The sequence below is a fragment of the Mesorhizobium sp. 131-2-1 genome (genome assembly GCF_016756535.1).
Classification (GTDB): domain Bacteria; phylum Pseudomonadota; class Alphaproteobacteria; order Rhizobiales; family Rhizobiaceae; genus Mesorhizobium.
In genome coordinates, this window is record NZ_AP023247.1 from 28,482 (window position 1) to 47,637 (window position 19,156).

At 65.2% G+C, this 19,156-nt stretch carries 18 protein-coding genes; 1 reads left to right on the forward strand and 17 read right to left on the reverse strand.

The genetic code is table 11. The features are described from left to right. The 16 genes from metK to JG743_RS00220 all read right to left on the reverse strand — a co-directional run bounded on the left by metK (nt 1) and on the right by JG743_RS00220 (nt 16,165). Complete coding sequence (gene metK, locus JG743_RS00145; protein WP_202296807.1) at nt 1–1,266, reverse strand: methionine adenosyltransferase; 1,266 nt, start codon at nt 1,264–1,266, stop codon at nt 1–3. Between the two features lie 169 nt (nt 1,267–1,435). Continuing rightward, complete coding sequence (locus tag JG743_RS00150) at nt 1,436–1,855, reverse strand: helix-turn-helix domain-containing protein (RefSeq protein ID WP_126056673.1); 420 nt, start codon at nt 1,853–1,855, stop codon at nt 1,436–1,438. A 139-nt stretch (nt 1,856–1,994) separates the two neighbouring features. Then, nucleotides 1,995–3,587: an apolipoprotein N-acyltransferase gene (gene lnt, locus JG743_RS00155; protein ID WP_202296809.1), complete on the reverse strand. Its 1,593-nt coding sequence runs from the start codon at nt 3,585–3,587 to the stop codon at nt 1,995–1,997. A gap of 137 nt (nt 3,588–3,724) precedes the next feature. Beyond that, nucleotides 3,725–4,798, reverse strand: a complete 1,074-nt coding sequence (locus tag JG743_RS00160) for a hemolysin family protein (protein ID WP_202296811.1) — start codon at nt 4,796–4,798, stop codon at nt 3,725–3,727. Between the two features lie 27 nt (nt 4,799–4,825). Continuing rightward, entirely contained in the window at nt 4,826–5,323 is a 498-nt protein-coding gene (gene ybeY / locus JG743_RS00165) for an rRNA maturation RNase YbeY (RefSeq protein WP_202296821.1), read from the reverse strand. 12 nt (nt 5,324–5,335) lie between these two features. Beyond that, a complete protein-coding gene (locus tag JG743_RS00170) occupies nt 5,336–6,328 on the reverse strand; it encodes a PhoH family protein (RefSeq protein WP_244673028.1) in 993 nt (330 codons plus the stop codon). Nucleotides 6,329–6,411: 83 nt separating this feature from the next. After that, a complete protein-coding gene (miaB, locus tag JG743_RS00175; protein ID WP_202296825.1) occupies nt 6,412–7,818 on the reverse strand; it encodes a tRNA (N6-isopentenyl adenosine(37)-C2)-methylthiotransferase MiaB in 1,407 nt (468 codons plus the stop codon). A gap of 85 nt (nt 7,819–7,903) precedes the next feature. Next, nucleotides 7,904–8,704 carry a lysophospholipid acyltransferase family protein gene (locus tag JG743_RS00180; protein WP_202296827.1) on the reverse strand — a complete coding sequence of 267 codons (801 nt, stop codon included), beginning with the start codon at nt 8,702–8,704 and terminating at the stop codon, nt 7,904–7,906. 26 nt (nt 8,705–8,730) lie between these two features. After that, nucleotides 8,731–9,225: a ribosomal protein S18-alanine N-acetyltransferase gene (gene rimI / locus JG743_RS00185; protein WP_202296829.1), complete on the reverse strand. Its 495-nt coding sequence runs from the start codon at nt 9,223–9,225 to the stop codon at nt 8,731–8,733. Continuing rightward, nucleotides 9,225–9,902: a tRNA (adenosine(37)-N6)-threonylcarbamoyltransferase complex dimerization subunit type 1 TsaB gene (tsaB, locus tag JG743_RS00190; protein WP_202296839.1), complete on the reverse strand. Its 678-nt coding sequence runs from the start codon at nt 9,900–9,902 to the stop codon at nt 9,225–9,227. Before tsaB ends, rimI begins: the two co-directional genes overlap by 1 nt. A 261-nt stretch (nt 9,903–10,163) precedes the next feature. Further along, nucleotides 10,164–11,300 carry a DUF1513 domain-containing protein gene (locus tag JG743_RS00195; protein WP_202296841.1) on the reverse strand — a complete coding sequence of 379 codons (1,137 nt, stop codon included), beginning with the start codon at nt 11,298–11,300 and terminating at the stop codon, nt 10,164–10,166. A 2-nt stretch (nt 11,301–11,302) separates the two neighbouring features. After that, nucleotides 11,303–12,382, reverse strand: coding sequence for an imelysin family protein (locus JG743_RS00200; RefSeq protein WP_202296843.1), 1,080 nt, complete (start codon nt 12,380–12,382; stop codon nt 11,303–11,305). Continuing rightward, complete coding sequence (locus JG743_RS00205; protein ID WP_202296845.1) at nt 12,382–13,992, reverse strand: di-heme oxidoreductase family protein; 1,611 nt, start codon at nt 13,990–13,992, stop codon at nt 12,382–12,384. Before JG743_RS00205 ends, JG743_RS00200 begins: the two co-directional genes overlap by 1 nt. A 12-nt stretch (nt 13,993–14,004) precedes the next feature. Beyond that, nucleotides 14,005–14,490, reverse strand: coding sequence for a bacterioferritin (bfr, locus tag JG743_RS00210; protein WP_202296847.1), 486 nt, complete (start codon nt 14,488–14,490; stop codon nt 14,005–14,007). Continuing rightward, nucleotides 14,456–14,767: a (2Fe-2S)-binding protein gene (locus JG743_RS00215; RefSeq protein ID WP_202296849.1), complete on the reverse strand. Its 312-nt coding sequence runs from the start codon at nt 14,765–14,767 to the stop codon at nt 14,456–14,458. Before JG743_RS00215 ends, bfr begins: the two co-directional genes overlap by 35 nt. A gap of 108 nt (nt 14,768–14,875) precedes the next feature. Next, nucleotides 14,876–16,165, reverse strand: coding sequence for an imelysin family protein (locus tag JG743_RS00220; RefSeq protein WP_202296851.1), 1,290 nt, complete (start codon nt 16,163–16,165; stop codon nt 14,876–14,878). Nucleotides 16,166–16,600: 435 nt separating this feature from the next. Between JG743_RS00220 and JG743_RS00225 the strand changes: the two genes are divergently transcribed. Further along, on the forward strand, nt 16,601–17,851 hold the full coding sequence (locus tag JG743_RS00225; RefSeq protein ID WP_202296853.1) for an NAD(P)/FAD-dependent oxidoreductase: 1,251 nt from the start codon (nt 16,601–16,603) through the stop codon (nt 17,849–17,851). On the opposite strand, the gene JG743_RS00230 is transcribed toward JG743_RS00225, so the two are convergent. After that, on the reverse strand, nt 17,848–19,125 hold the full coding sequence (locus JG743_RS00230; RefSeq protein ID WP_202296857.1) for a 4-aminobutyrate--2-oxoglutarate transaminase: 1,278 nt from the start codon (nt 19,123–19,125) through the stop codon (nt 17,848–17,850). The genes JG743_RS00225 and JG743_RS00230 overlap by 4 nt on opposite strands. Between the last annotated feature and the right edge of the window lie 31 nt (nt 19,126–19,156).

Sequence of the window (19,156 nt, forward strand, 5' to 3'; positions counted from 1 at the left end):
TCAGGCGGCGACCGCATCCTTCAGCGCCTTGGCGAGGTCGGTCTTCTCCCAGGAGAAGGAACCGTCGCGGCCGGCCTTGCGGCCGAAATGGCCATAGGACGAGGTTTTCGCGTAGATCGGCTTGTTGAGGTCGAGGTGGCGGCGGATGCCGGACGGCGACAGGTCCATCACCGTGCGCAACGCGTCCTCCAGCCTTGCCTCGTCGACCTTGCCGGTGCCGTGCAGGTCGACATAGACCGACAGCGGCTGGGCGACGCCGATGGCGTAGGACAGCTGGATGGTGCAGCGGTCGGCGAGCTTGGCGGCCACCACGTTCTTGGCGAGGTAGCGCGCCGCATAGGCGGCCGAGCGGTCGACCTTGGTGGTGTCCTTGCCGGAGAAGGCGCCGCCGCCATGAGGTGCTGCGCCGCCATAGGTGTCGACGATGATCTTGCGGCCGGTGAGGCCGGCATCGCCATCCGGACCGCCGATGACGAACTTGCCGGTCGGGTTGATGTACCAGTTGCAGTCGTCGGCGATCTTGAGGTCGCCCAGCGCCTCGCGGATATAGGGCTCGACGACCTTGCGGACCTTCTTGGAATCCCACGTCGCGTCGAGATGCTGGGTGGAAAGCACGATCTGCGTCGCTTCCGCGGCCTTGCCGTCGACATAGCGCACGGTGACCTGGCTCTTGGCGTCCGGGCCGAGCTTCCCGGCCTCGCCGTTGTTTTCATGACGGGCGGCGGCGAGCAGTTCGAGGATCTTGTGGCTGTAGTAGATCGGCGCCGGCATCAGGTCCGGCGTCTCGCGGCAGGCGTAACCGAACATGATGCCCTGGTCGCCGGCACCTTCCTCGCCCTGACGGTCGGCGGCGTTGTCGACGCCCTGGCCGATGTCGGGCGACTGGCCGTGCAGCAGAACCTCGATCTTGGCCGTCTTCCAGTGGAAGCCGGCCTGCTCGTAGCCGATCTCGCGGATCGCCTTGCGGGCAACCGACTTGAACTTTGCCGGGTTGACGACCGGATGACCGGCGGCGTCCTTGAGGATGTTGCCGGCCTTGTCTTTCTTCAGCAGCGTCTCCGGAACCCGGACCTCGCCGGCGATGACGACACGATTCGTCGTGGCCAGGGTCTCGCAGGCGACACGGACCTTCCAGGGATCCATGCCGGTCTTCTTGGCCTCGCGATAGACCAGATCGACGATTTCGTCGGAGATACGGTCGCAAACTTTGTCGGGATGGCCCTCGGCAACGGATTCCGAGGTGAAGAAGTAGTTCTGCCGCGTCACGGGTGTCCCCTCTTGAAAAAAATCGACAGGTTGCCGATTTTGGCGCGCCACGTGTTAGCGGTGCCGGGCGCCGCTCGTCAAGCGCTGCCGCGGTACTGGCATGAATGTCAGCACAGTTTGTCTTGTGCCACCGGCGGCGGGGGCGCCGCAGGTGGCACAGGACCTGGGATCAGTCGGCGTCGTCGGTAGAAAGCGATTTCACCAGATCTATGATCCTGCGACGCACCTTGACGTCGGCAATCTTGACGAAGGCGCGGTTGAGCTGAAGCCCCTCTGGACTGCCGCAGAATTCGACGGCGAAAGCCATCGACGCATCTTCGGCAAATCCCCGGTTGCCCACGGCCTCCTGCCCCGGGGCATCCTCGAAAAAGAAGGCGACGGGCACGCTGAGGATGGACGCTATCGCCTGCAAGCGGCTGGCGCCGACCCGGTTCGTGCCTTTCTCGTACTTCTGGATCTGTTGAAACGTGATGCCGAGATTTTCACCCAGCTTCTCCTGGCTCATTCCAAGCATATTGCGCCGAAGCCTGATGCGACTTCCGACATGGATGTCGATCGGATTCGGCTTTTTCTTGTTTTCTTCTGTCATTTTCTCCTCGCCGAATTTTTCCGGCTTTTTCTATTTTTTCTTGCCCAAACGAAGCCGGAGCCAACTGCCCCAACAGAACCTCCAACCGACTTCGAGAAATTTCAGGCGCTTACAGTATGAGTTTCTAATGTGTCGACTGTCAATTCACCCGTAGCCGTTGCCTTACATTCAATGCGAGGGCTCCCAGCGCGAACAGGAACATGATCAGCAATCCGTTAATGCGCCGCCGATCAGCGGTAACGAGGGCGCGCCCAGAGATCGGTACACGGGCGTCGATGGCGCCGCGCGCATTGACGGCAAGCGCGTCGACAATGCGGCCGCGCGGATCGACAACGGCGGAAATGCCATTGTTAGCCGCGCGCAACAAAGGCAATCCATTCTCCACCGCGCGAATCTGGGCCTGCCTGAAATGCTGGTATGGTCCCGGCGTGTCGCCGAACCACGCATCGTTCGTGACGTTCACAATAAGCTGAGATGACGTTGCGTCAACCGCCACGAGGTCGGGGAAGATGACTTCGTAGCAAATGAAGGGGAGCGCCCGCACGCCGTCCGGCAACGCGATCGGATGGCGCTCGTTGCCGGGGGCGAAATTCATAGGGCCGGCGACCAGCTGCTCGACCCCGAAGCGGTCGAACAGGCCGGCGAAAGGCAGATATTCGCCGAAGGGCACCAGATGGACCTTGTCGACGGCGTCGGTGATCTCGCCCTTGTCGTTGATCGCGACCACGGAATTGTAATAGCGGCTGCCGGGACCTGCTGCCGAGCCGCCCTCTTCGCGGACGACGCCGGCGATCAGCATCTGGCCCTCGCCGAGCATGTCGCCCAGCGCGGTCAGCGCGTCCGGGCGCTCGGTGAAGAGGAACGGCACCGAGGTCTCCGGCCACAGGATCAGCTGCGGCTTGGCGTGGCCAGGGTCCGGCGCCTTGCCCGACAGGCCGAGCAAGGTGGCGAAGATGCGGTCGCGTACCGAAGCGTCCCATTTCTCGCTGAGGTCGACATTCGGCTGGACGATGCGGACATCGATCGAACGGGTCGCCGGCTCGAGCGGGGCTGCAAGCCTAGCATAGCCGAAGCCGACATGGGCGGCGACAAGCAGGACGAGCAGCGAAAAGCCAAGGCGAAGCTGGCGGCGCGCCGCGACGAGCGCCGGCAGCGAGAAGACGAAGACGGCGAGCGCGTTCATGCCGACCATGCCGGTCACAGAGACGCTCTGCATCAACAAGGGCACGGGCATCGCCGCGTAGCCGACGGCATTCCACGGAAAGCCGGTGAACAGGAAATCGCGCAGCCATTCGGTGAGGCCGAAGCCGAAGGCGAGCGCGGCGATGCGGCCGATGTCGTTGCTCCAGAGCAGCCGCGCCACGACCGTGGCGAAACCGTAGAAGAAGGCGAGCGCGAACGGGATGCCGACCACCGCGAAGGGCAAGGCCCAGGCGAAGCTGTCGGCCTCGACCAGGAGGGCCTGGCCGATCCACCACAGGCCGGCGAGGAAATAGCCGAAGCCGAACCACCAGCCGATGGCGAAGGCCGGCTTCAGCCGCCGCAGCCAGCCGTCGGAGGCTTCGCCGGTGGCGCCATCGAGCAGCCAGACCAGCAGCGGGAACGAGATGAAGCAGACGGCGAAGAAATCGGATGGCGCCTGGGCGAGAACCGCCAGCGCTCCAGCGAGAAACGCCACCAGCGCACGCCGCCACCCCCACAGCAGAATTATCCGGCCGGCCAGGCGCTGCATCGATGCTTCCGAGTCGCGCGAATCACGCCAGAAGATTTATCAGGCTGCGGTCCGCGCTCCAAACATCGATAAGCGCAATCTGATGTTATCTGTGTTACCTGTGCCAGCCCTCGATGCTGAGGGTCATGAGGCAGATTTCAGGCTTGCTCGGCGCGGGCGGCGCGGCGGCGGCGCTCGCCCTTCTGGATCTGCACGATGCGCACGCGCTTGACGCGACGCGGATCGGCGTCGAGCACGTGGAATTCGAAGCCGGGTATGGCCTGCACCACCTCGCCGCGGGCCGGCACCCGGCCGAGCGTGTTGAAGATCATGCCGCCGATCGTGTCGACATACTCGCCATGCTCGCCGGCGGTGAAGTCCTCGCCGATCATCTTGGCAACCTCGTCGATCTCGGCCTTGCCGTCGACGATGAACACGCCCTCGCCGGTCTGGGTGATCATCGGCTCGTCGTCGTCATGCTCGTCCTCGATGTCGCCGACCACCATCTCGACGATGTCTTCCAGAGAGGCGAGGCCGTCTGTGCCGCCATATTCGTCGATGACCAGCGCCATCTGGGTGCGCGTCGTCTGCATGCGGCCCATCAGGTCGGAAGCGAGCATCGAGGGCGGCACGAACAGCACTGGACGGATCAGGTTGAGCTCGCCGATGGTGCGGGCGAGATCGACCTGGGCGAGGTCGAGAAGCGTCGCCGCCGGCGTCTTGCGGCTGGCGCGGCCCTTCTTGACGCGGGCCACCTTGGTGATGTGGGCCAGCACGTCGCGGATGTGAACCATGCCGCGCGGGTCGTCGAGCGTCTCGGAATAGACCGGCATGCGGGAATGGCCGGACTGTTCGAAAAGGCCGAGAAGATCGCCCAGCGTCGTGGTGATCTCGACCGCCTCGATGTCGGCGCGCGGCACCATGACGTCCTCGACGCGCACCTCGCGCAGGCGCAGGATGTTGTTGAGCATGGCGCGCTCGCCGGGCGAGAAGGCGCCGGCGTCGCTCGCCGTTTCGGCCAGCGCGTCCGCGATCTCCTCGCGCAGGCTGGTTCCGTTGCGCTGCCTGAACAGGCCAAGCACGCGATCGAACAGGGAAGGACCGGCAGGCGATGGCTCGCTGGCGATGCTGCCGGTCGTGGTACTCGGACTCGAGCCCTCTTCCGTCTTTTCGGAAGGCTTGGCCGCACTGCCGGCGTCGGGGCGGGCGGCAGTCTCTGGTTTGTCGTTCATCGTCGTCCGGTCAATTGGTCTTTTTAGTTACGCGTAGGGATCGGGAATGGCAAGCCTCGCAAGCGCGGCGCGCTCGATCGCTTCCATCTCCTCGGCCTCGGCGTCGGTCTCGTGATCATAGCCCAGCAAATGCAGCAGGCCATGGATGACGAGATGGGTGATATGGTTCGCCACGGGCTTGTCTTCCAGTGCCGCTTCCCGTGCGACCGTCTCGGCGGCCAGCACGATATCGCCCAGCATCGGCGGCAGCGGGCCGTCCTTCAAGAGCGGAAAGGCCGGGAAAGACAAGACGTTGGTCGGCTTGTCCTTGCCGCGCCAGCCGGCGTTGAGCGTGCGGATCCGGGCGTCGTCGGAAAAGACGATGCTGAGCTCGGAGGCGCCCTCGATGCCGGTTTCGGCAAAAGCGGCCGTGACGGCGCGATCGACCAGGCGCGTCAGGGCCGCCTCGTCGGGCCAGTCGCCGGCCTCAATCGAAATATCGATGTCGACGGGCGAGCCGCCGGCGGGGTTGCTGTCTTCAGCCATGCGGCTTTTTCGTCAGCTTTCCGCGCCGAGGCCCCTGGCCAGCTTGCCGTCGCGGTCATAGGCCTTGACGATCTCGGCGACCAGCGGATGCCTGACGACGTCGCCTTCGTTGAAGCGCACCGTCACCATGCCGGTGACGCCGTCAAGGATGCGGAGCGCCTCGACCAGGCCGGATTTGGTGTTCGGCGGCAGGTCGATCTGGGTCGGGTCGCCGGTGACGATCATGCGCGAATTCTCGCCCAAGCGGGTGAGGAACATCTTCATCTGCATCGGCGTGGTGTTCTGCGCCTCGTCGAGGATGACGGCGGCGTGGGCCAGCGTGCGGCCACGCATGAAGGCCAGCGGCGCGATCTCGATCACCTCGGCGGCGATCGCCCGCTCGACCTTGTCGGCCGGCATCATGTCGTAGAGCGCGTCGTAGAGCGGCCGCAGATACGGATCGACCTTCTCCTTCATGTCGCCGGGCAGGAAGCCCAGCCGCTCACCGGCCTCGACCGCCGGGCGCGACAGCACGATGCGCTCGACCATGCCGCGTTCGAGCAGCATCGCCGCATGCGCCACCGCCAGATAGGTCTTGCCGGTGCCGGCCGGGCCGATGCCGAAGACGAGCTCGGAGCGCTCCAGCGCGCGCATATAGGCGTCCTGGTTGAGCGAGCGGGCGTAGATCGTCTTCTTGCGCGTCGCTATCTGAGCGGCCGACATCTTGCCCTTGCGTTCCAGGGTCGGCAGCGTCAGCTGGTCGTCGGCGGCGATCGCCATGCGCACGGCGCCGTCGACATCGGACTGGCCGATGTCGGCGCCCTTCTGGAGAATGCCGTAGAGATTGTCGAGCGCGCGGCGCGCCTGCTCGGCGGCCGATGCCGAGCCCTTGATGGTCAGCTGATTGCCACGCGAGCGGATATCGACGCCCAGCTTCTGCTCGAGCCTGGCCAGATTTTCGTCGAACTGGCCGTAGAGGGCGCTCGCAAGCTTGTTGTTGTCGAAGGTCAGAACGATGTGCGCCATGTCAGAGGCCCCGGACGCCTGGCTCGGGGGCAGATTCTTCAGTTCAGCAGCGCTCAACCGTCTCTCCTCATCTGCCGAGGCCGTCAGGCCAATTCGGCGAACAGGCTATTGTAGCCCGTCCTTGTGATTCGTACCTGAATAATGTCACCGATTTCGCCGGCCTTTTCATCAACAATAACCGGCTGCAGCCAGGGCGAGCGGCCGACCTTCTGGCCGGACTGCCGGCCCGGCTTCTCGATCAGCGTGCCGATGGTCTTGCCGACCAGGCTCGAGCCGAAATCCTGCTGCTGCTTCAGGAGCAGCGCCTGCAGGCGCTGCAGGCGCTCGTCCTTGACGGCTTCCGGCAGGTGGCCGGCCATTTCGGCGCCCGGCGTACCTGGACGCGGCGAATATTTGAACGAGAAGGCCGACGCATAGTTGACCTCGCGCACAAGCTGCATGGTCGCTTCGAAATCGGCGTCCGTCTCGCCGGGGAAGCCGACGATGAAGTCGCCCGACATGGCGATGTCGCCGCGCGCGGCGCGAATGCGCTCGATCAGCGCCAGATAGTCGCGCGCCGTATGCCTGCGGTTCATCGCTTTCAGGATGCGGTCCGAACCCGACTGCACCGGCAGATGCAGATAGGGCATCAGCGCCGGCAGGTCGCGGTGGGCGGCGATCAATTCGTCATCCATGTCGCGCGGATGGCTGGTGGTGTAGCGCAGCCGCGCCAGGCCGGGGATCTCGGCCAGCCTGAACAGCAGGCGGCCAAGTCCCCACTCCTCGCCGCCTTCGCCCTCGCCATGCCAGGCGTTGACGTTCTGGCCCAGCAGCGTCACCTCACGCACGCCGGCTTCCGCCAGGCGCTCGGCCTCGGCGACGATCTGCGCCACCGGCCGCGAGACTTCCGAACCGCGCGTATAGGGCACGACGCAGAAGGTGCAGAACTTGTCGCAGCCTTCCTGCACCGTGAGGAAGGCGGTGACGCCACGCTTGGCGACCTCGGCGCGGTTCGGCTGCGGCAGGTGCTCGAACTTGTCCTCGACGGCATAGTCGGTCTCGACGATCTTCTCGCCGCCGCGCACCCTTGCCAGCACGTCCGGCAGCCGGTGATAGGTCTGCGGACCGATGACCAGATCGACGGCCGGGGCGCGGCGGATGATCTCGGCGCCTTCGGCCTGCGCCACGCAGCCGGCGACGCCGATCAGCAACTCGCGTCCCATCCCGGCCCGTTCAGCTTTCATGTCGCGGATGCGGCCAAGCTCCGAATAGACCTTTTCCGCCGCCTTTTCCCGGATGTGGCAGGTATTGAGCAGCACCAGGTCGGCATCATCGACACTATCGGTCGCGACATAGCCGTCGGCCGCCAGCGCATCAGTCATGCGCTGCGAGTCGTAGACGTTCATCTGACAGCCATAGGTCTTGACGAAGACTTTCTTCGTCGCAGCAGGCGCCGCCAGGCTGTCGGACGCGATAGCGATATCGTTCCGTTCTGTCGTGTTCAGGTCCATCGGGCGGCTTCTAACGCCTTTCGGTGACAAAAAACAGACGATTCTGCGCCCCGGCGCCGCGCCCCTCGAACGCGCGAAGGCGGCGTCAGCGGCTCGGGCGTGGCTCGGCGAGCGCCGCTTGCACCATCTCGCGCACCCGGCTTTCCATCAGCCTTGCCGTCTCCTTGCGGTTCGAGCCCTTGGAAAATGCGATCGGCTCACCGAAATGCAGCTCGACGTCGAGCGCGCCTTCGGCCAGCAGCACCTTGAGATGCGGCATCAGGTCCTCGTCGCCGATCCAGGCGGCGATCGGCCGGTGGCGGCGGCCAAGCGGCACGCCATGCAGCCTGGTGTAGACGATGGCCACCGGCTGGATGAACACTTCCTGCGCCGCTCCTTCCGAAATCGCCATCGAGGCGGCGCCGAACAGCGTGCTCTTGAAGGGCAAAAGCAGATTGCCATCGCCGGTCGAACCCTCGGCGAACAGCACCATGGCGTCGCCATTGGCCATGCGGCTGGCGATCTCGCTGGCCTGGTCGCCCGAGCTGCGCTTGCGTTCCCGCTCGATAAAGACAGTGCGCTGCAGCTTCGACAGCATGCCGATCATCGGCCAGTTGGCCATGTCGGCGCGGGCGATGAATTTCACGTCGACCTTGGAGCCCAGCACCATGATGTCGGTCCAGGAGATGTGGTTGGACGCCACCAGCAGCGGGCGCTGGCTGGACAGCTCGCCCCTGACGTGGATGCGCAGGCCGAGCGCCCTGGCGATCATCCGGTGCCAGATCTTGAGGATGAAGGTTTCCGGCCAGAGCCCCGTCCTCATCGACAGGACCTGCAGCGGCACGAGGACCAGCGAGCCGGCGACGACCAGGCAGAGCGCCAGGAAAATCCTGATTTTCTTGATCATTCGCTCCGGCCCAATCCCACGCTTGGCTAGCGAAGATCGCGGCGCATGACAAGCGCGCCGGTCGGGCCGCGCTCGGGCGACCTGTAGTAGTTGGCGCGCTTGCCGACCTCGCGGAAGCCGAGCCGCCGGTAGAGCGCAATGGCCGCGACATTGGTTTCGTCGACCTCGAGGAACAGCGCCTCGGCGCGCTGCGCGTGCAATTCGCGCAGCACCGCGTCCATCAACTGCCAGCCCAGACCCTGGCGGCGATGCGAACGGGCGACGGCAACGGTGAGGATCTCGCCCTCTCCCGCCGCCAGCCGCGCCAGCACGAAGCCGACCGGCGGCTTGCTGCCCTGTCCGGTCTCGCGCGCGGCATAGCCGAACACGGTGTCCTGCTCGAGCAGAGAGGCGAATTCGCCATCGGTCCACGGCCGCACGAAGTCCTCCTGGTGCAGCGCCGAGACGGCGGCGCTGTCGGCAACCGTCAGCGGCTGGAGCGAGTAGTCCCTGCGGCGCGGCTGAAAGAAGGGAATGCGCATCAGCTTGCCTGTCGTGGGAGAATGAAGCCAGCCTGCGGCTTGGCGTCGGCGCCGCGCAGATAGAGCGGCTTCGGCCTTTCGCCCGCGCCCTTGGCCGCGGCCAGACGTGCATAGACGGCGATGTCGGCCGTGGCGCCGGTCGGGCCGATGTCGAAGGCGCGCCCGGCCGAAGCGGCGATCTTCGGCGCTGCCGTGCCGGCGAGCACGGCGGACGTGTCCACCGCCATGGCCGTTGCCTGCGCGAGGGTGGTCACCGCCGGACCGTAAGCCAGCGCTAACGCTTTGTCATAGACTGCGGCGTGGATCTCCTCGCGCCCGGCATCGAGGGTGGCGATCACCGTGCGGCCGGGAAAGGACGCGGCCGCCTCCGCAGCCAGGGCTTCGAGCGTCGTGACGCCGATCGCCGGGATTTTCAGCGCCAGCGCCAGGCCGCGCGCCGTGGAGACGCCGACGCGCAGGCCGGTGAAGGAACCGGGGCCGACGGAAACGGCAATGGCGCCGAGGCCGGCATAGCGGGTCTCTGCCGCTTTCAGCGCCGCGTCGATGACCGCCATGAGATGCTCGGCATGCCCCTTGCCGAGGTCGAGCACCTGGCGGCCAAGCTCGCGCTCCGCCGCTGCGTCGTAGACGCAAGCGGCGCACAGCGCGGCGGCACAGTCGATGGCGAGCAGCTTCATGGTGGCCAGTTAATGCCTTGGGTCGAAAAAACAATTCCCTGTGCCCGCCACGGCCCGTCCCTGCAAGGGGGATGGCGCATAATTGTTAAGTGGCTTCACTTCGTCGAGGCAGGGAAATGATCCGAGGGATGGCGCCAGCTTGGGTATGTCGAGATTCAGATCAGGCCGCGCCGAGGATGGCGGTTTCCGAGAACCGGAGCGGAGCGTACTTGAAGTACGTGAGCACCGGAAGCGCAGGAAACCGCCATTCGCAGGCCGGCATCACCTGAATCTCGACACACCCGAGGCCGCCTGCTCGATGCGCAGCATGTGGTTGTCCCAGACATAGTCGGGCTCGGAGCGCGTGGCGCCATTGCCTTCGACGATATCGCCGGCGCCGGTCGTGGCCATGAAGCCAGCGCCGTCGGGCGCCAGGCCGCAGACCTCGACAAGGGCCTTGGTGGCGACGATTCTGCCGCTGGTGGCATCGATAACGGCGAGCGAATTGCCTTCCGGCGAGGTGACGGCGACCGTGCCGGCGGCCGGATTGGCGGCGACCGAGCCGATATAGTTGCGGAAGCCGGAAAGCACGTCCTGCGGCATGTCGAGCAATTGCAGGTCCTTGCCGCGCGTCGCGCGGCCGACCAGCAGCGGACGGTCGATCGCCGGGCCGCGATACTGGCAGCCGAACCAGATCGTGCCGGACGGGTCGCAATCCATGTGGCGGATCGACAGCTGGTGCAGCGCCGGCGGCAGTTCGTGCTTCTCGATCAGATCGCCGGTGATGCGATCGACCAGCACATAGGACGGCTTCATGGTGGCGATGTTGAGCTCGGCGCGGCCATAGTCCGGATGCGTCTCGATGCCGCCATTGGCGACCGCGATCGTCCGGTCATCGCCGAGCAAAAGCAACTCATGCGGCCCCATGCCGTAGGTCGGGAACTCGCCAACACGCCTGAAGCCAGCGCGCGCGTCATAGACACCGACGACGCCGGCGGCGTTGTCGAAATCATTCTCGGTCGCGTAGAGCAGCGCGCCGTCGGTCGAGAACACGCCGTGGCCGAAGAAGTGCCGCCCGGTGACGCTGGCGATGGTCAGCGGCTTGTCGCGACCTGTGTGATCGAACACCATGGCAAAAGTGCCGGGCTGCCGGGCAAAGACCACCGAGCGCTTCGACACCCGGTCGAAGGTGACGTCATGGCCGCGATCGGGCAGGTCGATGGCGTGCAGCACGTCGCCGGCCTCGGATAGCACCGCGGCGCCATAGCTGCCGTCGCGCTTGACGAAAGCGGTGGCGAAGACCGCGTCGGCAACAAGCGTCTTTGCCCAGGCTCGCGGGGCCATGGCGGCGACGAAGCCGGCGCCGGCGGCCCTGAGGAAATCGCGGCGGTCGATCAGCGGCGTGCGTGTCCCGACCATGATCAGTCGCCATCCAGCGAGGAGAAGCCGGCGGTGAGGCCGAATTCGGCGGTCAGCCTGGTGCCGACCAGGGTCGACAGGCTCGAGGTGATCAGCGCGAAATGGTCGAGCTTTTCACGCAGCGCCCGATCTGAAAGCGCCTTGTCGATCGGACCCGTGACGGATCTGGCGGCCGCGACGCCGTTGGCAAGCTGGATGTGGATGGACTCGGCCATCCATTGCGCATCGGCCGGAAGCGCATCGCCGAGCTTCGAAGCCTCGAACAGCGCATCGATGCCGGAAAGATTGCCGGCCAGGGAATTCGTCGTGTTTCGCGAGCGCCAATAGATCGCCTGCCTGGGCTTGTCGCCCTCCGGCTTGCCGCCCAGGAATCCTTTGAGGCGCACGTCGCGGACCATCTCCAGTTCGTTGATGAATACGCCGACCAGCTCGGTCACCGCTTCGGTGCCGTCGCGGTAGAGCGCGTTCTGAGGTCCTGGATTGGCCCAGAGCGCGGCAAATCCGTCGGGCTTCTTCCAGGCCTCTTCGACCTCGGCGGCCATCGTTTCGATGTTACCGGCGACAGCCGCGCCATAGGCGCAGCGATAGGGATCGTCCTTGCCGGCGAGAGCGTCGGCGCCATCGCCGTAAAGCACGAATTCCAGCGCGCCGAGCCCTTGCATGGCGACGCTCTTGCCGGCCAGCTGCACCGGATCGGCGGCGCTCGGGTCCTTGCCGGCCAATGCCGCCTGCACCTGCTTCAGGCCGATGCCTTTACGATCCGGCCAGTAGAGCATGCGTTCCAGCCGGTTGTTTTCCTTGATCGGCCCGAATGCGATGATCTCGGCCGATGACCAGGCATCGACCGTGGCCGAAAACTCGGCACGCGCGGCCTCGAGGCCGCTCTGTGACGGCGCATCGCACAGCGCCCGCATCGCCTTGGTCAAGCTGCCGGTATGGTCGTGCAGCCTGGCATAGGCCGGGCGGACAAAGCCGTCGATCGCGCGCTGGATGACATCGGAGGCTTTCACCTCGGCGGATGACGGGGAAACGCCAAACATCGCCAAGGGAAGAAGGAGAGCAAGCAAACGACGCTTCGACATCACAGTGACTCCAGGAATTCGACCAGCGCATCGCGGTTCGTCGCATCGGCAGCGGCAAAGCGGTCGCGCGCCTTTTGCGCCTCGCCGCCATGCCACAATATCGCTTCGGCGAGCGTGCGGGCGCGCCCGTCATGCAAAAAGAAGGTGTTGCCGTTGACCGTCCCGGTGAGGCCGATGCCCCACAGCGGCGGCGTGCGACATTCGCTGCCCGTCGCCTCGCCGACAACCTGCCCATCGGCGAGGCCCGGACCCATGTCGTGCAGCAGGAAATCGGAATAGGGCCAGATCAACTGGAAGGCCTGCGCCTTGTTGGGCGTGCCGCGCAAGGTGACGAATTTCGGCGTGTGGCAGGAGACGCAGCCCATCTCGTAGAACTGCCTCTTGCCGGCGAGCACCTGGCGGTTGTCGATGTCGCGCCGGGCCGGCACGGCCAGGTTCTGCGAATAGAAGGTAACCAGATCCATCACCGGCGACGGCGCCTCGACCGGGCCGAGCCGCTGCTGCACACCATTGGGCATGGCAAGGCAGGCCTTTTCGGCCTCGGTGCAGTCGCCCCAATGTTTCGGCACCTCCGGCGTCGAGATGCCGACGTCGCCGGCAAAGGCTTCCGCCGCCTGCTCTCGGATGGACGCCGTCTGAGCCTTCCAGCCGAAGCGGCCGAGCGCGAGTTCGCCGCTCGCGGCATCGCGCACGATGTTGGGGCGGCCGGAAATGCCGTCGTCATCGCGGTCGTCCGGATCGGCATGGGCGAGGATGTCGGCGGACGCGATCTGCTCGATCAGGCCGAGGCCGATCATCGGCGGCGTCAGGCGCGGCGAGAGCGTGGTGCGCGGATCGAGCGGACCATAGCCAGGGTCGTCGACGAAGTAGCTCGGTTTGCGCAGCGAAACGACCGAGCCGTCGCCAAGCGTCACCTTCTCTTCCTGGTAGCCGACGCGCATCCGGCCTTCGCCCTTGAGGCCGGGAACCGCGAGCTCCTGCAATTGCGAGCCATAGGCCGGATCGGGGAAGTTCAGCAGCCTGTGGCCGGCGAGTTCGGCTCTCTCTTCTTCGCTGCTCGCGTCGCGCGCCAGGCGCAGGAACATCGAGGTGGTGCCGGCGCTGCCTTCGGGTGGACGGCCACGGCCATCCTTCAAATGGCAGTTCTGGCAGGCACGCTCGTTGAACAGCGGCCCAAGCCCGTCCGATGCCTGGGTCGAGGAGGGCGAGGACACCCAGTTCTTGCGGAAAAGCGCATTGCCGAGCTTGAAGGTGCCTTCTTCCTCGAAGGTGATGTTGGCCGAGGGTTGCGAGAAGGCGTCGCGGTTGACATCCTTGCGCGACGTGCCGGCGCCACCCTGCATCCGCTCGAACGGCTCGGCCTTGGAGAAGTCGGTGGTCGGCCTGGTAACGGCAATGACACGCGCCAGATCCTTCGGCGTCAGATCGGTGCGCGTGGCGGCAAGGCCCGCGGGCAGCGGATCTCCAGCCAGCGCCGAAGCGGTGGCCATCAAGACAGGAATGAAAGAAAGCCCGCGAAGCGGCCAGGCCCGCGAGCTTTTCCTGGAAGGCGAGGAAGGCGAGCCTTCGGCCCGCCGCGAGCGGCGCAGGAAAACTAGGCGGCGCCGCATTCCCGCATGCCCTTACTCCGCCTCGTTTGCCGATGTGGCGTTGAGCTGACCGTATTTCTCCTCGCCGATCGAGGCGAGCAGGTCGAGCTGCGTCTCAAGGAAGTCGATATGACCTTCCTCGTCGGCTAGCAGTTCCTCAAACAGTTTCATCGACACGTAGTCGCCTGCTTCTTCGCAAATCTCGCGCGAGCGCTTGTAGGCGGTGCGCGCGTCGTACTCGCCGGCTAGATCGGATTCGAGCACTTCCTTGACATTCTGACCGATTCGCAGCGGTGCCACCGATTGCAGGTTCGGATGCCCCTCAAGGAAGATGATGCGGGCCACGAGCCGGTCGGCATGGTGCATCTCCTCGATCGATTCGGCGCGCTCCTTCTTGGCCAGCTTGGCGTATCCCCAGTCCTCGAGCAGGCGGAAATGCACCCAGTACTGATTGACGGCCCCCAGCTCCAGAAACAGGGCTTCGTTAAGCCGCTCGATGACCTGCGCTTCGCCTTTCATAGGTTCTGCTCCCGTATTGGCCGCGCAAGCCTCTGACGCGGTCCAGGTGTGAAACGATGTCGGCGCCGCTCGCCTCCGAGCGGGCGTGGTAGTGCTCGGTGACCCGAATGATCGTTTCCACCACATTTGGGAAGCAGCCGCAACAGCGACCGCGCTTGCGCATGGCATGATAGACCTTGGCCGGCACGATAAGCTGCCAGGGATCCTCATCCAGCAGGCCGACGATCGTCTGCTCGATCTCCTTTTCGGTGATGATGTTGCAATGGCAGATCAGCATTCACTTGCCCTGGCTGACGGCGCCGCTCCGGCGCCGTTTGGCTTGTTTCCTATTTGAGCATGATCTTGTCCAAAAACCGGCTTCCGCTTTTTGGGATCATGCTCACGGCTACTTGAACACCTTGTCCGGCGCGTCGAGGCTGTCGGAGCCTTCGAAGGCGATGCTGTTGAGCTTCAAGGAGCCGACGGCGCGCTCGATCGACTTGGTCTGGTCGATCAGCGCATCGATCGCCGCCTGCACGGTGGCATTGCCTTCGGTATTGCCCTCGGCAATCTGCTGGTCGTAGGCCTCGCCGGCCAGCGCACGCGCCTTGATCGCCTCCATCCTGGCAACCGAGACGTCGAGCTTGTCCGACAGTTCCTTGTCGATCGCCGGGTCGTCCGCCTTGACCATATCGGACACGGAAGGTCCGGAAACGACCGTGCCGTCGAGGCGCGTGTAGCTCGCATGATAGGCGGCACGGATGCCGACGGCGTCATAGAGGTGGGAGTTGTAAGTGTTGTCCGAGAAGCAGTCGTGCTCCTCTTCCGGATCATGCAGCAGAAGGCCGAGCTTCATGCGCTCGCCGGCAAGTTCACCATAGGACAGCGAACCCATGCCGGTGAAGATGGTCGAGATGCCGGCATTGGTGTCGCCGTCGACCAGGTTCTTGCGGGCAGCGCCATCTTCCTTCCAGTTGTCGACCATTTCCTGCAGGTCGGAGACCAAAAGGTCGCTCGCCGACTTCAGATATTCGGCGCGACGGTCGCAATTGCCGCCGGTGCAGTTGGCGAGGTCATAGTCGGTGTAGGGCCGCTCGCCGGCGCCGGGGCCGGTGCCGTGCAGGTCCTGGCCCCAGAGCAGGAACTCGATGGCGTGATAGCCGGTCGCGACATTGGACTCGACGCCGCCGGCCTCCTGCAGCGTGCCGGACAGGAACTCCGGCGTCAGCTTCGAGGCGTCGACCTTCTTGCCGTTGATCTCGATCTCCTTGTTGGCGATCACGTTCGCGGTGTAGAGCGAATTGGTGTCCGACTCGGTGCCGTAGCTCTTGGCGACATAGTCGATCAGGCCTTCGTCCAGCGGCCAGGAGTTCACCTTGCCTTCCCAGTCGTCGACGACCTTGTTGCCGAAGCGGTAGACCTCGGTCTGCTGGTACGGGACGCGCGATGCCTTCCAGGCTTCGCGGGCGGCGTTCAGCGTTTCCGCCGAAGGCTTGGCGAGCAGCGCGTCGACGGCCTTGTCGAGGGCTTGCGCCGTGGTCAGCGCGTCCTCGTATTTGGCGAGCGCGATGTCGGCATAGGTCTTGATGACCGCCTTGGCATCGGTTTCGGCCTTGGCCGGCAGCACGAACACCGCCGCCGTCAGCGCGGCTGTCGCGCAGATCGCAGCGAGCCTGCCGCCATTACGTGCTGTCATCATCGTTCTCCAGTTCCTTGGGAATTCATTGAAAGGCGCGCGCGCCAGCCCGCGCAGAGGCATGGGCATGCCGCCGGGCACAAGATATGCCGCGCCAATGCGCGGCTCGCGGAAGAAAGACACCGAAATGCCTCCAATCGAAAGGGTTCAAGGCCCAGACATCAAAGGGAGCGCTTGACGCGCGAGCCTCCATAAAGCGGCGAAGGGGTTGGAAGTCAACAGGCGCAGCCAAGAAAATTCAATTGAAACAACTGTTTAGAATAATTCTAAACTAGAACTATCAACTTTAAGACGTTCCCGGCGCGACGTAATCGTGGAAGGCGGCGATTGACAGGTGACCGTTCCGGGTGCGACCCGGACCGAGGCTCTTGCGACGGCGGCAGACAATCGCCACCTGGCGGAACAGCTTAGATTTGAAGCGAAAACGGGATTGCGATGAAGAACGGGGTGGTCATTGTCGGTGCGGGTCACGCTGGCGTGCAAGCGGCGGCGAGCCTGCGCGAGGAAGGTTACGACGGCCCGGTCATCCTGATCGGCGACGAGAGCGAACTGCCCTACCACAAGCCGCCATTGTCGAAGACTTTCATCAAGGACCAGGACGCGAAGCCGCAGCCCCTGCGCGGTGAGGCCTTCTATTCGGGCAGCGCCATCGACTATCAGCCGGGCGTCCGCATCGAGGCTATCGATGCCGGTGCGCGCAGGCTGGAGGTCTCGGGCGGCGCGACGCTTGCCTTCGACCGCCTGGTGCTCGCGACCGGCTCGCGACCGCGCCTGCTCAAGCTGCCGGGTTCGGAACTGTCCGGCGTGGTCTCGCTGCGATCGCTGGCCGATGCGCGGACGATCCGCGAGCTCAGCGCGCAAAGCGAGGATGTCGTCATCCTCGGCGGCGGCTTCATCGGCCTGGAGATCGCAGCCACGCTCAGGGCAGCCGGGCGCAATGTCACTGTGGTCGAAGCCGTCGACCGGCTGCTCGGCCGCGCGGTGGCGCCGGTCATCGCCAGCCATGTTCGGCAGCGGCTGGAAGCGATCGGCGTGCGCCTGCTCACCGGCACCACTATCGATCGGCTCGAAGGCGACAAGGGCCGAGTCTCGGCCGCGATCACCTCCGGCGGCGAACGGCTTCCGGCGCAGATGGTCATCATCGGCATCGGCGTGGTGCCCAATGTCGAACTGGCCGAGGCCGCCGGCATCACGATCGCCAACGGCATCCGCGTCGACCAGCAGATGCGGACCTCGGCGCCGGATATCCTTGCCATCGGCGATGCGGCCTCCTACCGGCACTGGTTCACCGGCGCCGACGTGCGGCTGGAATCGGTGCAGAACGCCACCGACCAGGCGCGGCTTGCCGCACGCACCATTCTTGGCCATGCGGACGCCTATTCAGCGGTGCCGTGGTTCTGGTCGGATATCGGCGACATGAAGCTGCAGATGGTCGGGCTGACGTCGGGCGGTGACAGCCATGTCGTGCTGGGCGATCTCGCCGAGAACAAGTTCTCGATCTACCACTATGCGGGAAGCCGGCTGCTCGGCATCGAATCCGTCAACCGGCCCGGCGATCACATGCTTGGCCGCAAGATGCTGGGTGCCGGTTTCTCGCCCACGCCACAGGCCGTTGCCGCCGGCCCCGATGCGCTGAAGGCGGCGCTCGCCGCCTTCCAGGAAGAGCCCGCCAGGGCAACCGGTTAAGCGGCGCGAGCCTCGCGGATCGAGCTTTCCAGAATATCCAGCGCCTCGTTCATGACGCCGTCCTGGATGGTGATCGGTGACAGGAAGCGGATGACGTTGCCGTAGACGCCGCAGGTGAGCAGGATCAGGCCCTTGTCGAGCGCCTTCAGCCGCACCGCATTGGCGATGTCCGCCGAGGGCAGGTCCTTCTTGACGTCGTTGAATTCGACCGCGTTCATGAAGCCGGGGCCCCTGATGTCGACGATCTCCGGCACGTCCTCGCGGATCGATTGAAGCCGCTGCTTCAGCCTGTTGCCCAGCGCATTGGCGCGGTCGCAGAGCTTTTCCTCCTCGATCACGTCGAGCACGGCGTGGGCCGCGGCGACGCCGATCGGGCTGCCGCCGTAAGTGCCGCCAAGTCCGCCGGGGCCGGGCGCGTCCATGATCTCGGCGCGGCCGGTGACCGCCGACAGCGGGAAGCCGCCGGCCAGGCTCTTGGCCATGGTGGTGAGGTCGGGCGCGACGTCATGATGCTCCATGGCGAACATCTTGCCGGTGCGGGCAAAGCCGGTCTGCACCTCGTCGGCGATGAGCAAAATGCCATGCTGGTCGCAGACCTTGCGCAGCGCAGTCATGAAATCGCGCGGCGCCTCATAAAAGCCGCCCTCGCCCTGCACCGGCTCGACGATGATGGCGGCAACGCGGGCAGGATCGACATCGGCCTTGAACAGCCTGTCGAGGGCTGCGAGCGAATCGGCGACAGAGACGCCATGCAGCGCCACCGGGAACGGTGCGTGGAAGACATCGGCCGGCATCGCGCCGAAGCCGACCTTGTAGGGCACCACCTTGCCGGTCAGCGCCATGCCCATGAAGGTGCGGCCGTGGAAGCCGCCGGAAAAGGCGATGACCGCCGGGCGGCCGGTGGCGTTGCGGGCAATCTTGACGGCATTCTCCACCGCCTCGGCGCCGGTGGTGACGAAGATCGTCTTCTTGTCGAACTTGCCGGGCAGCAGGCCGTTCAGCCGCTCGGCCAGCCGCACATAACTCTCATAGGGCACGACCTGGTGGCAGGTGTGGGTGAAGCGGTCGAGCTGTGCCTTGACCGCCTCGATCACCTTGGGGTGGCGATGGCCGGTGTTGACGACGGCGATGCCGGACGCGAAGTCGATGTAGCGGCGGCCCTCGACATCCCAGATCTCAGAATTCTCGGCGCGGTCGGCATAGATCTGCGTGGTCATGCCGACGCCACGCGAGATCGACTGGTTCTTGCGTTCGGAAATGGCTGAATTCTTCATCTCATCCCTCATCGGGCCTGCGCCCGTTCTC